Source organism: Pseudomonas sp. LBUM1661, from assembly GCF_059695925.1.
In genome coordinates, this window is sequence record NZ_CP166794.1 from 4,097,943 (window position 1) to 4,110,207 (window position 12,265).

The following is a 12,265-nucleotide window of genomic DNA, read 5'->3' on the forward strand; positions in this document are numbered from 1 at the left end:
TTCGTATACCCTATCTGCAACTCATTCCGAACGAACCGCTGCCGTGACCCTACCCAAATTCAATGCCCCAGACCTTGGCAATGCGCCGTCGACGTCGGAAATCATCACCCGTCATCTGCGTGATGCCATCGTCGCCGGGCATTTCGCCGAGGACGAGCCGATTCGCCAGGACGACATCGCCCGCCAGTTCAACGTCAGCAAGATTCCGGTGCGCGAAGCCCTGAAGCGCCTGGAGGCCGAAGGCCTGGTGATGTTCCAGCGCAATCGCGGGGCGATGGTCACGCGGGTGTCGGATGCCGAACTGGCGCAGATGTTTGAAGTGCGCATGCTGCTCGAAGACAAGGTGCTGCGCCTGGCGATTCCGAACATGACCGAAGAAACCTTCGCCCGCGCCGAACGTATCTGTCAGGAGTTCATTGGCGAAGATGACGTCGGACGCTGGGCCGAACTCAACTGGGAACTGCATGCCTGTCTCTACGAACCGGCGCAACGACCGTTTCTGGTCGGCCTGATTCGCTCGGTCAACGACAAGCTGGAACGCTACCTGCGCATGCAGATGAGCCTCTCGGCCGGCAAGGATCGCGCTGATCACGAACACCGGGAAATCCTTGCCGCCTGTCGCGCTGGCGACGTCGACCTGGCGGTGAAACTGCTTGACGAGCACATTGCCGGGGTCTGCAAAACCCTGTTCGAGCACCTGCCCCACAGCCATTGATCGCTCGCCCCACTGTGCTGATTTCGTCACCGGTACAGGGTAAAACCCTCAAGCCGGCGCACCGCCCTACAGGCCACTCTTTGGTTCACTCATCTGAACGGAAGTGGCCCTCCCATGAAACGCATCACCGTGATCGACTCCCACACTGGCGGCGAACCGACCCGTCTGGTGACCGCCGGTTTTCCTGACTTGGGCAGCGGCAGCATGGCCGAACGTCGACAGCGGCTGGCCGAACAGCATGATCACTGGCGTGCCGCTTGCGTGCTGGAACCACGGGGCAGCGACGTGCTGGTCGGCGCCCTGCTCTGTGAGCCGGTCGATCCGAGTGCCTGCGCCGGGGTGATTTTCTTCAACAACAGCGGTTACCTGGGGATGTGCGGCCACGGCACCATCGGTCTGGTGGCGTCGCTGGCGCACCTGGGCAAGATCGGCCCTGGCATCCACAGCATCGAGACGCCGGTGGGCACGGTGCAGGCGACCCTGCACGACGACGGTTCGGTCAGCGTACGCAACGTGCCGGCCTATCGTTATCGTCAAGCGCTGTCGTTGCAGGTGCCGGGTATCGGCCAAGTCACCGGCGATGTGGCCTGGGGCGGCAACTGGTTTTTCCTGATCGCCGAGCATGGCCTGCGCATTGCCGGCGATAACCTCGACGCGCTGACGGCGTACACCTTCGCGGTGCAGCAAGCATTGGAGGCTCAAGGTATTCGCGGTGAAGACGGCGGCTTGATCGACCATGTCGAGCTGTTCGCCGATGACGAGCATGCCGACAGCCGCAACTTTGTCCTCTGCCCCGGCAAGGCCTACGACCGTTCGCCCTGCGGCACCGGCACCAGTGCCAAACTGGCGTGTCTGGCGGCGGACGACAAATTGCAACCGGGACAGCTCTGGCGTCAGGCCAGCGTGATCGGCAGCGAGTTCGAAGGCGCCTACGAAATCCAGGGCGAGCGCATCGTGCCGACCATTCGCGGCCGCGCCTACATCAGCGCCGAAGCGAGCCTGATCATCGAGCAGGACGACCCGTTCGCCTGGGGCATTCGCCCGTGAATGAGGGCCAAGTGGCCGATGTGATTGTGATCGGCGCCGGCATCATCGGTGCCGCGTGCGCCCAGGCGTTGGCCGAGCGCGGTTTGCGCGTGCTGGTGCTGGACGCCGGCCTGCCCGGCGCGACGGCGGCGGGCATGGGCCACTTGCTGGTGCTCGACGACAACCCCGCCGAACTGGCCCTCAGTCAATATTCCCTGCAACGCTGGCGCGAACGGGCACCGGCCTTGCCCGACGGCTGCGCCTATCGCAGCAACGGCACGCTGTGGCTGGCGGCCAATGCCGAAGAAATGGCCGTCGCGCAAAACAAGTACCAGACCTTGCAGGAACACGGCGTGGCGTGCGAATTGATGGGCGCCAATGCCTTGCACGAGCGTGAACCTGAACTGCGCGCGAGCCTCGAAGGCGGTTTGTTGATCACCGGCGACGGCATCCTCTACGCCCCGGCGACCGCCCGCTGGATGCTCGACGCACCCACCATCAGCCAGCGTCGGGCACGCGTCAGCGAAGTCGATGGCAACCGCGTGCGACTCGACGACGGCCACTGGCTCAGCGCCGAGGCGGTGGTGCTGGCCAACGGCATTCAGGCCAACGAACTCTGCCCGGAGTTGCCGATCGAGCCGAAGAAAGGCCACTTGCTGATTACCGACCGTTACCCCGGCAAAGTCACTCATACCCTGGTGGAACTGGGTTATGTCACCAGCGCGCACAACGCCACGGGCCCGTCGACGGCCTGCAACATCCAGCCGCGGCCGACCGGGCAATTGTTCATCGGCGCGTCTCGGCAATTCGGCACTACCGATCCGCAGGTCGAAGGCTGGATGCTGGCGAAAATGCTCAGGCGTGCGGTCGACTACATGCCCGGCTTGGCACAGCTCAACGGCATCCGCGCCTGGACCGGTTTTCGCGCCGCGAGCCCCGACGGCCTGCCGCTGGTGGGTCAACACCCGCACCGCAAAGGCCTATGGCTGGCGGTCGGCCACGAAGGCCTGGGGGTTACCACCGCGCCGGGCACCGCTGATTTGCTGGTCGCGCAGTTGTTCGATGAAACGCCACCACTGGCCGCGCAACCTTATCTGCCGCAACGTTTTCTCAAGGAGCCTGTGTATGCCTGAATTGATGCTGGACGGCCGCACTCTGAGGGTCGCCGAAGGCACCAGTGTCGCGGCGGCACTGGTGCTGGGCAGCGATGGTTGCAGCCGCACGTCGGTCAGCGGCCAGCGGCGCGCACCGCTGTGCGGCATGGGCATTTGCCAGGAATGCCGGGTGACCATCGACGGCCGACGACGCCTGGCCTGCCAGACCCTGTGCCGTGACGGCATGCAGGTGGAGACCCGAGCATGAGCGAACATGCCGATCTGCTGATCATCGGTGCCGGCCCCGCCGGGATGGCCGCCGCGCTTGCCGCGGCCCCCAGCGGTGCCCGCATCGTACTGCTCGACGACAATCCGCTGCCGGGTGGGCAAATCTGGCGGGATGGTCCCCACGCCAGCCTGCCGAATCAGGCGCGTCAGATGCGCGAGCAATTGCAGGCCTGCAGCAACATCCGCCGCCACGCCGGCACTCGGGTAATCGCCTGCACCGCCCCGAAAGAACTGCTGGTCGAAGACGCCGATCGCGGCTGGCTGATCGGTTACGACTTACTGATTCTATGCACGGGTGCCCGCGAGTTGCTGCTGCCCTTCCCCGGCTGGACGCTGCCCGGTGTAACGGGCGCGGGTGGCCTTCAGGCATTGATCAAGGGCGGCCTGCCCGTGCGCGGCGAGCGTCTGGTGATCGCCGGCAGCGGGCCGCTGTTGCTGGCGAGCGCCGCCACCGCCAAACACAACGGCGCCCAGATGCTGCGCATCGCCGAGCAGGCCTCCACGGCCGCCGTCGCCGGTTTCGCCGCGCAACTGCCACGCTGGCCGCACAAATTGATGCAGTCGTTGACCTTGTTCGACCGTCACTACCGCACCGGGACCCACGTACTGGCCGCGTTGGGCAGCACGCGACTGGAAGGTGTACGCCTGAAACAACAGGGGAAAATCGTCGAGTTGGGATGCGATCGCCTGGCCTGTGGCTTCGGCCTGATTCCCAACACCCAGCTCGGCCAAGCCCTCGGTTGCGAACTCGCGGAGCAAGCGCTCGCCGTCGATGCCTGGCAGACCACGAGCCGCGCCGATCACTACGCCGCAGGTGAATGCACCGGTTTCGGTGGCAGTGAACTGGCGCTGGTCGAAGGCGCCATCGCCGGTCATGCCGCCGTCGGTGACGCGACTGCCGCCCGAGCGTTGTGGCCTCGGCGGGCGCGCTGGCAAGGGTTTGCCAAGGCGCTGAACAACGCCTTCACCCTCGACCCGCAGCTCAAATCACTGGCACAGGCCGACACCCTGGTGTGTCGCTGCGAAGACGTGCCCTACTCCGCACTGGCCGGGCACACGAGCTGGCGCGAGGCCAAGCTGGCCAGCCGTTGCGGCATGGGTGCCTGCCAGGGCCGAGTGTGTGGCGGCGCGTTGCAGCATCTGTTTGGCTGGCAACCCTCGGTACCACGACCGCCGTTCAGCCCGGCGCGAATCGAAACCTTGTTGTGCCTGGACGACACCCCGCCGGCCTGAATGCCGGCCCGGGGCTTTCGGGTCCGTTGCCGAGTCTTTATGATTCGGCAGATTGCCTCCAGACGCCCAGCGCCATGTATGCCTCGCTCACTACCTTCAAACCGTGCGACCTGCCGACGCTGTTGAGCAGTCTGCAGCCGATCGCGCCACTGCTCGACACCCTGTCGGACGTGGTGTTTTTCATCAAGGACAGCGAGGCCCGCTACGCCTTCGTCAACCAGACCCTGGCCCGGCGCTGTGGCTTCAAGCACAGTACCGAGCTGCTCGGGCGCACCGCCGACACGGTTTTTCCGGAACGTTACGGCCCGCTGTACACCGAGCAGGATCGTCGAGTACTCGCCAGCGGTCGCGAGCTGTCAGACCAACTCGAACTGCACCTCTATTACGGTAACCAGCCGATCTGGTGCCTGACCCACAAACTCGCCCTGCATAACGAGCAAGGTCAAATCGTCGGCCTCGCCGGCATCTCCCGCGACCTGCAATTGCCACAGTCCAACCATCCGGCCTTCCAGAAACTGGCGGCGGTGGATGCACATATCCGCACGCACTTCGCCCGCCCGATCAGCCTCGCCGAGCTGACGGACATCGCCGGGTACTCCGTGGCGCAACTGGAGCGCCACTGCAAGCGCGTGTTCCAGCTCACCCCACGACAAATGATTCACAAGGCCCGCCTGGAAGAATCCTCCCGCCTGCTCCTGGACACCGACCTGCCCATCACCGAGATCGCCCTGCGCTGTGGTTACACCGACCACAGTGCTTTCAGCCGGCAGTTCCGCGCGTTGACCAGCCTCGCGCCCAGCCAATATCGCGACAATCAGCGTTAGGAAACGTGTTCCTTAAAGGGGCGATGGCGCAACCATTGCTCCCTTATGTAACACCCGCAAACTGCCGCCGGTGCCTCTCTGGAGAGGGTCGCGCCACTGCAACACCTCTACTTCAACATCGGACAACAAATTCACACCAGGGACTGGAAATGGGCACGTTGATTGCTACCATTAATATCGTATACGAAATCCACAATACGATATCAAACAGCACTTCACCGACCACGAGGCCTCTATGAAAAACCCCGCATTTGCCGTAGCCCTCAGCGCTGTTCTCAGTACCTCCTTCATCGCCACCGCCCAGGCCGACAAGCTCGACGACATCATCGGTTCGGGCAAACTACGCTGTGCCGTGACCCTGGACTTCCCGCCGATGGGTTTCCGCGATGAAGGTAACAACCCGGCCGGTTTCGACGTGGACTACTGCCGCGACCTGGCAAAAATCCTCGGGGTCGAGGCCGAAGTGGTTGAAACACCGTTCCCCGACCGCATTCCGGCGCTGGTCTCCGGGCGTGCCGACGTGATCGTCGCGTCCACTTCCGACACCCTCGAACGGGCCAAGACCGTCGGCCTCACCGTGCCGTACTTTGCCTTCCAGATGGTGGTGCTGACCCGCGACAACACCGGCATCAACAGCTTCGCCGACATCAAAGGCAAAGCGCTGGGCAACACCAGCGGCACCTATGAAGCCATCGCCCTGGAAAAAGACGTGAAGAATTGGGGCAGCGGCACCTTCCGCGCCTACCAGTCGCAGAACGACACGCTGCTGGCGGTCGCCCAAGGCCACATCGACGCTACCGTGGTCACCAATACCGTGGCCGCCGCCACCATCAAGTCGGGTAAATACAAGAACCTGAAAGTCGCCGGTAACGCACCCTACACCATCGACTACGTGTCCCTGGGCGCCAAGCGTAACGAGTACGGCCTGCTCAATTACCTCAACCTGTTCGTCAATCAGCAGGTGCGCAGCGGTCGATACAATGAGCTGTTCACCAAATGGGTCGGCACCGAAATTTCGCCCACCGACCTGACCGTACCCAAGGTCTATTACTGAGGTGTCCGGCATGCCTAGGCTCACTTCTCTCACCGGTCGCAGTCTGGTCGCGGGGGCCGCCCAAGGTGCCCTGCTGTTTGCCGATGTCGGCTTGAGTTTCTGGGGCGGGGTCGATCCGTATAGCGGAGAAGTCATCGACCGCCACCACCCGCTCAGCGGCGAACACCTGGCCGGCCGTGTGCTGGCCATTCCCAGTGGCCGCGGTTCGTGTACCGGCAGCAGTGTGCTGATGGAACTGATCAGCAACGGTCACGCGCCGGCCGCACTGGTACTGGCGGAACCCGATGAGATCCTGACCCTGGGCGTGCTGGTGGCACAGACCATTTTCGAGCGTTCCTTGCCGGTGCTGTGCATCGGCCGGGAGGCCTTCGCCGCCTTGCGCGGCCAGGCCTTTGCTCGGGTCGACGGCCCCTCGGTAACACTCTTCGAAGATCTGCCGGGCGATACCTGGCAGGCAGTCGACGGCCCCTTGCAAACCGCCGAAACAGGCGATTTGATCGACCTCAGCGAACAGGATCGGGCGCTGCTCGACGGCCAGCATGGCAAGGCCGCCCAGGTCGCCATGCAGATCGTCCTGCGCATGGCGCAACTGCAAGGCGCGCGCAGCCTGGTGGATGTCACCCAGGCGCACATCGACGGCTGCATCTACACCGGACCTGCGAGCCTGCGTTTCGCCGAACAACTGGTGCAGTGGGGAGCCCAAGTACGGGTGCCGACCACCCTTAATTCAATCTCCGTCGACCAACGCCGTTGGCGTGAGTTGGGCATCGACCCGGCGCTCGGCGTACCGGCCAGTGCCTTGGGCGATGCGTACATGGCGATGGGCGCGCAGCTCAGTTTCACCTGTGCGCCCTACCTGCTCGACAGCGCGCCGAAGGCCGGCGAGCAAATCGTCTGGGCCGAATCCAACGCAGTGGTCTACGCCAACAGCGTGCTCGGCGCACGCACCCTGAAATACCCGGACTACCTGGACATCTGCATCGCCCTGACCGGACGAGCCCCGCTGATCGGCTGCCACCTGGACGCGCAACGCAAGGCTGGCCTGCAAATCGAATTGCCGGCGTTGGGCGAACTGGACGATGCCTTTTACCCGCTGCTCGGTTACCACATCGGCGCCTTGTCGGGCAGCCGGATTCCGTTGGTGCTGGGACTGCAACAGCGCACACCGAGCCTGGACGATTTGAAAGCGTTCGGCGCGGCTTTCGCCACCACTTCTGCCGCGCCGTTGTTTCATATCGCCGGGGTGACACCGGAGGCACTCGATCCGGCTCAGGTGCTGGCGCCGGACGTCGCGCTGCCGGTGGAAAAAATCCGCCTGAAGGACCTGTTGCTCAGTTGGCGTAAGCTCAACAGCGCCCGCGACAACCGGGTGGATGTGGTCTCGCTGGGCAACCCGCATTTCTCGCTCAGCGAGTTCGCCCACCTGGCGCGGTTGTGTCGCGGGCGGCACAAGCACCCTGACGTGCTCCTCGCCATCACTTGCGGTCGTGCCGTGCTGGAGCAGGCTCGCGAGGCCGGACACATCGCCGTGATCGAAGCCTTCGGTGCCACGCTGGTGACCGATACCTGCTGGTGCATGCTCGGCGAACCGGTGATTCCGCTGGCGGCGAAAACCTTGATGACCAACTCGGGCAAGTACGCCCATTACGCACCCGGGCTGGTCGGTCGCAAGGTGCACTTCGCCAACCTCGCCGAATGCGTCGACGCGGCCTGCAACGGCACGGCCAGCGGTCGTCTGCCGGCGTGGCTGCAACCTGCCGCCTCACTGGAGAGCCCCGCGCATGTTTGATTACACCTTCCAATGGCGCGCGACGCTGCGCGCCCTGCCGGACATGCTCGCCGGCGCGCTGGTCACCTTCGAGACGGCGGCGTTGTCGATGATTTTCGGCGTGCTGATCGCCCTGGCGCTGACGGTGATGCGCGAGACCAAAAATCCGCTGCTGCGCGGCATCGGCAACGGCTGGGTGTCGATCGCCCGCAACACGCCGTCGCTGTTCCAGATCTACGTCCTGTACTTCGGCCTCGGCTCGATGGGCTTGCACGTCAGTTCATGGTTCGCATTGCTGGCGGGGATCACTTTCAACAACGCGGGTTATCTCGCGGAAAACTTTCGCGGCGGCCTCAAGGCCGTGCCCGGTACGCAAGTGCGCGCCGCGCGTTCGCTGGGCATGAGTGCTTTCCAGGCCTACCGGATGATCATCGTCCCGCAGTTGCTGCGGATCGTGTTCTACCCGTTGAGTAACCAGATGGTCTGGGCGGTGTTGATGACGTCGCTGGGGGTGATCGTCGGGCTGAACAACGACCTCACCGGCGTGACCCAGGACTACAACGTCAAGACGTTCCGCACCTTCGAATACTTCGCCATCGCCGCGGTGCTGTATTACCTGATTGCCAAGGCGATCGTCGCGGCAGCCCGGCTGATGGCCTGGCGGCTGTTTCGCTACTGAGGGGTGACCATGTTTTCCACCAGTTTTTCCTGGAATGACCTGCTGTTTTTACTCAATGGCGCCTGGATCACCCTGCAACTGACGTTCTGGTCGATCATCCTCGGCTCCTTCGCCGGGCTGCTGTTCGGCCTGCTGCGAGCGCTGTTGCCGCGCGCCAGCCTGCCGCTGGCCTGGGTGCTGGACGTGTTTCGCAGCGTGCCGTTGCTGATCCAGTTCGTGCTGTTCAACTCGCTCAAGAGCATCGTCGGCCTGAACATCAGCGCCTTCAGCGTTGGCTGCATCGTGCTCGGGGTTTACGCCGCCGCGTACTTCACCGAGATCGTCCGCAGCGGCGTGCTGTCGGTGCCGTTCAGCGTGCGCCGGGCCAGTCGCTCATTAGGCCTGAGCTTCTTGCAGGACCTGCGCTGGATCGTCCTGCCGATGGCCACGCGGGTGGCCTTCCCGGGCTGGCTGAACCTGGTGCTCAGCGTGATGAAAGACACCGCGCTGGTGATGTGGATCGGCATCGTCGAGCTGCTGCGCGCCTCGCAAACCATCGTGACCCGCATTCAGGAGCCGCTGCTGGTGCTGTGCATCGCGGGCCTCATCTACTACGTCATGAGCCTGGTGGTCGCTCGCCTCGGCGCTCGTCTGGAAAGAAGGTGGCAAGAAAATGATTGAGATCGACAACGTACACAAATCCTTCGGCGACCTTGAAGTGGTCAAGGGTGTGAACCTGACGGTGAGCAAGGGCGAGGTGGTGTCGATTATCGGCGGCTCCGGCTCGGGTAAATCGACCTTGCTGATGTGCATCAACGGCCTGGAGCCGATCCAGAAAGGCAACATCCGCGTCGACGGCGTCGAGGTTCATCACAGCGCCACCGACCTCAACCGCCTGCGGCAGCGGATCGGCATTGTGTTCCAGCAATGGAACGCCTTCCCGCACCTGACCGTGCTGGAAAACGTGATGCTGGCGCCGCGCAAAGTGCTCGGCAAGAGCAAGGCCGAAGCCGAGGAACTGGCGGTGCGGCAGCTGACGCACGTGGGGTTGGGCGACAAGCTCAAGGCCTTTCCCGGCAAGTTGTCCGGCGGCCAGCAACAGCGCATGGCCATTGCCCGCGCCCTGGCGATGTCGCCGGATTACATGCTGTTCGACGAAGCCACTTCGGCGCTTGATCCGCAGCTGGTCGGCGAGGTGCTGGACACCATGCGCATGCTGGCCGAGGACGGCATGACCATGGTGTTGGTGACTCACGAGATTCGCTTTGCCCGGGATGTGTCTGATCGCGTGGCGTTTTTTCGCAATGGGCGGGTGCATGAGATTGGATCGCCGGATCAGGTGATTGGCAATCCGGTGCATGCGGAGACTGCTGCGTTTCTGAAATCGGTGAAATAAACGATGGCCCCATCGCCAGCAGGCTGGCTCCCACAGGGGTTTGGGTTGTCCTTGAAATTTCAATCAACCCAAAACCACTGTGGGAGCCAGCCTGCTGGCGAAGGGGCCCTAGCAAACAAAACAAGGAGCAGGCAATGCGCTCATCGAAAGTCATCCACGTAGTCAGCTGCCACGCCGAAGGCGAAGTCGGCGATGTGATCGTCGGCGGCGTCGCCCCGCCACCCGGCGCCACCGTGTGGGAACAATCGCGCTGGATCGCCAGGGATGAAACCCTGCGCAACTTCGTCCTCAACGAACCTCGCGGCGGCGTGTTCCGGCACGTCAATTTGCTGGTGCCGGCCAAGGACCCACGGGCGCAAATGGCCTGGATCATCATGGAACCGGCCGACACGCCGCCAATGTCCGGCTCCAACTCGCTGTGCGTGGCCACCGTGCTGCTCGACAGCGGCATCCTGCCGATGACCGAGCCGCAAACCCACTTGGTGCTCGAAGCGCCCGGCGGATTGATCGAGGCTGTGGCCGATTGCCGTGACGGCAAGGTCCAGCGGGTCGAAATTAAAAACGTGCCGTCCTTCGCGGACCGTCTCGACGCCTGGATCGAAGTCGAAGGCCTCGGCTCGTTGCAGGTCGACACCGCGTACGGTGGCGACAGTTTTGTGATCGCCGACGCCGAGCGCCTGGGCTTTTCCATCCGGCCCGATGAGGCCGCCGAACTGGTCGAGGTCGGGCTGAAAATCACCCGCGCGGCCAACGAACAGTTGGGCTTCGTCCATCCGCTGAACCCGGAGTGGTCGCATATTTCCTTCTGCCAGATCGCCGCGCCAATCGCCCATGAGCATGGCATCGCCACCGGCGCCAATGCGGTGGTGATTCAACCCGGCAAGATCGACCGTTCGCCGACCGGCACCGGTTGCTCGGCGCGCATGGCGGTGATGCAGGCCAAGGGCTTGATGCAGGTCGGGGATCGATTCATCGGCCGTTCGATCATCGGTTCCGAGTTCCACTGCCGAATCGATTCGCTCACCGAAGTGGCCGGGCGCCCCGCCATCTACCCGTGCATTTCCGGTCGAGCCTGGATCACCGGCACCCACCAATTGCTGCTCGATCCGAGCGATCCCTGGCCGCAAGGCTATCGCCTGTCAGATACCTGGCCTGGCGCCTGAAACCCGCATCATTAATCGCACTGACAAACGGCTAAAAAAACCCCTTAAAACCTGAAAAAAGCACTGGCTGAGTGTTGGCACTTGCAATATCGTATACGAAATACAATTAATGAACCGGAGGTAACAATGAGCAAGCGCATTAACTGGAGTGGCGTCTTCCCCGCGGTGACCACTCAATTCAACGACGACTTCTCGATCAACCTGGAAAAAACCCACCAGGTGATTTCCAACGTGATCCGTGACGGCGTATCGGGCCTGGTGGTGTGCGGTTCGGTGGGGGAAAACACCTCGCTGAGCGCCGAAGAAAAAATCGCCGTGACCGAAGTCGCGGTCGATGCCTCGCGCGGCCGTGTGCCGGTGATTTGCGGCGTGGCTGAATTCACCAGCCTTCAAGCGGCCAAAGTGGCCAACGCGGTGCGCCGGGTCGGCGTCGACGGCGTCATGCTGATGCCGGCGCTGGTCTACGGTTCCAAGCCGTTCGAGACCGCCGAGCACTACCGCTACGTGGCGAAAAACGCTGACGTACCGCTGATGGTTTACAACAACCCGCCGATCTACAAAAACGACGTCACGCCGGACATCCTGATTTCCCTCGCCGACTGCGACAACGTGGTGTGCTTCAAGGACTCCTCCGGCGACACCCGCCGTTTCATCGACGTGCGCAATGAAGTCGGTGATCGTTTCGTGCTGTTCGCCGGCCTCGATGACGTGGTGCTGGAAAGCATCGCAGTGGGCGCCGAAGGCTGGGTCTCGGGCATGTCCAACGTGTTCCCGAAAGAAGGCGAAACCATCTTCCGCCTGGCCAAGGCCGGCCGCTTCGCCGAGGCCATGCCGATCTACGAATGGCTGATGCCGATCTTGCACCTCGATGCGCGTGCCGACCTGGTGCAGTGCATCAAGCTGTGCGAAGCCATCGCCGGTCGCGGCAGCGCCCTGACCCGTCCACCACGCCTGGCGCTGCCGGAAGCCGATCGGGTGTTCGTCGAGCAGATCATGGCCAAGGCTTTGGCCAATCGTCCGGAACTGCCAGACGTCGGTCTCTGAGT

Annotated in this window: 13 protein-coding genes; all 13 read left to right on the forward strand. The window is 63.4% G+C overall.

What is annotated here, in order from left to right; translation table 11 throughout:
• Window positions 1-43 precede the first annotated feature (43 nt).
• The 13 genes from ACA057_RS18765 to ACA057_RS18825 all read left to right on the forward strand — a co-directional run bounded on the left by ACA057_RS18765 (window position 44) and on the right by ACA057_RS18825 (window position 12,263).
• Window positions 44-715: a GntR family transcriptional regulator gene (locus tag ACA057_RS18765; protein ID WP_401355581.1), complete on the forward strand. Its 672-nt coding sequence runs from the start codon at window positions 44-46 to the stop codon at window positions 713-715.
• Between the two features lie 114 nt (window positions 716-829).
• On the forward strand, window positions 830-1,762 hold the full coding sequence (locus tag ACA057_RS18770; protein WP_497341233.1) for a 4-hydroxyproline epimerase: 933 nt from the start codon (window positions 830-832) through the stop codon (window positions 1,760-1,762).
• On the forward strand, window positions 1,759-2,874 hold the full coding sequence (locus tag ACA057_RS18775; RefSeq protein ID WP_497341235.1) for an NAD(P)/FAD-dependent oxidoreductase: 1,116 nt from the start codon (window positions 1,759-1,761) through the stop codon (window positions 2,872-2,874). Before ACA057_RS18770 ends, ACA057_RS18775 begins: the two co-directional genes overlap by 4 nt.
• Window positions 2,867-3,103, forward strand: a complete 237-nt coding sequence (locus ACA057_RS18780) for a (2Fe-2S)-binding protein (protein ID WP_497341237.1) — start codon at window positions 2,867-2,869, stop codon at window positions 3,101-3,103. Before ACA057_RS18775 ends, ACA057_RS18780 begins: the two co-directional genes overlap by 8 nt.
• Entirely contained in the window at window positions 3,100-4,356 is a 1,257-nt protein-coding gene (locus ACA057_RS18785) for an FAD-dependent oxidoreductase (protein WP_497341239.1), read from the forward strand. Before ACA057_RS18780 ends, ACA057_RS18785 begins: the two co-directional genes overlap by 4 nt.
• A gap of 74 nt (window positions 4,357-4,430) precedes the next feature.
• Window positions 4,431-5,180, forward strand: a complete 750-nt coding sequence (locus ACA057_RS18790; RefSeq protein ID WP_497341241.1) for a PAS domain-containing protein — start codon at window positions 4,431-4,433, stop codon at window positions 5,178-5,180.
• A gap of 235 nt (window positions 5,181-5,415) precedes the next feature.
• Window positions 5,416-6,234 (forward strand): ABC transporter substrate-binding protein, encoded by an 819-nt coding sequence (locus tag ACA057_RS18795; protein ID WP_497341243.1) that lies wholly within the window; start codon window positions 5,416-5,418, stop codon window positions 6,232-6,234.
• Between the two features lie 10 nt (window positions 6,235-6,244).
• A complete protein-coding gene (lhpI, locus tag ACA057_RS18800; RefSeq protein WP_497341245.1) occupies window positions 6,245-8,023 on the forward strand; it encodes a cis-3-hydroxy-L-proline dehydratase in 1,779 nt (592 codons plus the stop codon).
• The gene (locus ACA057_RS18805) at window positions 8,016-8,681 is read left to right on the forward strand and encodes an amino acid ABC transporter permease (protein ID WP_497341247.1); all 666 of its coding nucleotides are present in this window, start codon (window positions 8,016-8,018) and stop codon (window positions 8,679-8,681) included. Before lhpI ends, ACA057_RS18805 begins: the two co-directional genes overlap by 8 nt.
• A gap of 9 nt (window positions 8,682-8,690) precedes the next feature.
• Window positions 8,691-9,341 carry an amino acid ABC transporter permease gene (locus ACA057_RS18810; RefSeq protein WP_059402451.1) on the forward strand — a complete coding sequence of 217 codons (651 nt, stop codon included), beginning with the start codon at window positions 8,691-8,693 and terminating at the stop codon, window positions 9,339-9,341.
• Window positions 9,334-10,056 carry an amino acid ABC transporter ATP-binding protein gene (locus ACA057_RS18815; RefSeq protein ID WP_059402452.1) on the forward strand — a complete coding sequence of 241 codons (723 nt, stop codon included), beginning with the start codon at window positions 9,334-9,336 and terminating at the stop codon, window positions 10,054-10,056. Before ACA057_RS18810 ends, ACA057_RS18815 begins: the two co-directional genes overlap by 8 nt.
• A gap of 134 nt (window positions 10,057-10,190) precedes the next feature.
• Window positions 10,191-11,219, forward strand: a complete 1,029-nt coding sequence (locus ACA057_RS18820) for a trans-3-hydroxy-L-proline dehydratase (protein WP_497341250.1) — start codon at window positions 10,191-10,193, stop codon at window positions 11,217-11,219.
• 126 nt (window positions 11,220-11,345) lie between these two features.
• Window positions 11,346-12,263, forward strand: coding sequence for a dihydrodipicolinate synthase family protein (locus ACA057_RS18825; RefSeq protein ID WP_497341252.1), 918 nt, complete (start codon window positions 11,346-11,348; stop codon window positions 12,261-12,263).
• The last annotated feature ends 2 nt before the right edge of the window (window positions 12,264-12,265 follow it).

Excerpts from the sequence above, each read along its gene's own strand:
- ACA057_RS18780 (WP_497341237.1), top strand. The coding sequence starts at position 2,867 with ATGCCTGAATTGATGCTGGACGGCCGCACTCTGAGGGTCGCCGAAGGC.
- ACA057_RS18815 (WP_059402452.1), top strand. The coding sequence starts at position 9,334 with ATGATTGAGATCGACAACGTACACAAATCCTTCGGCGACCTTGAAGTG.
- ACA057_RS18810 (WP_059402451.1), top strand. The coding sequence starts at position 8,691 with ATGTTTTCCACCAGTTTTTCCTGGAATGACCTGCTGTTTTTACTCAAT.
- ACA057_RS18820 (WP_497341250.1), top strand. The coding sequence starts at position 10,191 with ATGCGCTCATCGAAAGTCATCCACGTAGTCAGCTGCCACGCCGAAGGC.
- ACA057_RS18795 (WP_497341243.1), top strand. The coding sequence starts at position 5,416 with ATGAAAAACCCCGCATTTGCCGTAGCCCTCAGCGCTGTTCTCAGTACC.
- ACA057_RS18805 (WP_497341247.1), top strand. The coding sequence starts at position 8,016 with ATGTTTGATTACACCTTCCAATGGCGCGCGACGCTGCGCGCCCTGCCG.
- lhpI (WP_497341245.1), top strand. The coding sequence starts at position 6,245 with ATGCCTAGGCTCACTTCTCTCACCGGTCGCAGTCTGGTCGCGGGGGCC.
- ACA057_RS18825 (WP_497341252.1), top strand. The coding sequence starts at position 11,346 with ATGAGCAAGCGCATTAACTGGAGTGGCGTCTTCCCCGCGGTGACCACT.
- ACA057_RS18770 (WP_497341233.1), top strand. The coding sequence starts at position 830 with ATGAAACGCATCACCGTGATCGACTCCCACACTGGCGGCGAACCGACC.
- ACA057_RS18790 (WP_497341241.1), top strand. The coding sequence starts at position 4,431 with ATGTATGCCTCGCTCACTACCTTCAAACCGTGCGACCTGCCGACGCTG.
- ACA057_RS18785 (WP_497341239.1), top strand. The coding sequence starts at position 3,100 with ATGAGCGAACATGCCGATCTGCTGATCATCGGTGCCGGCCCCGCCGGG.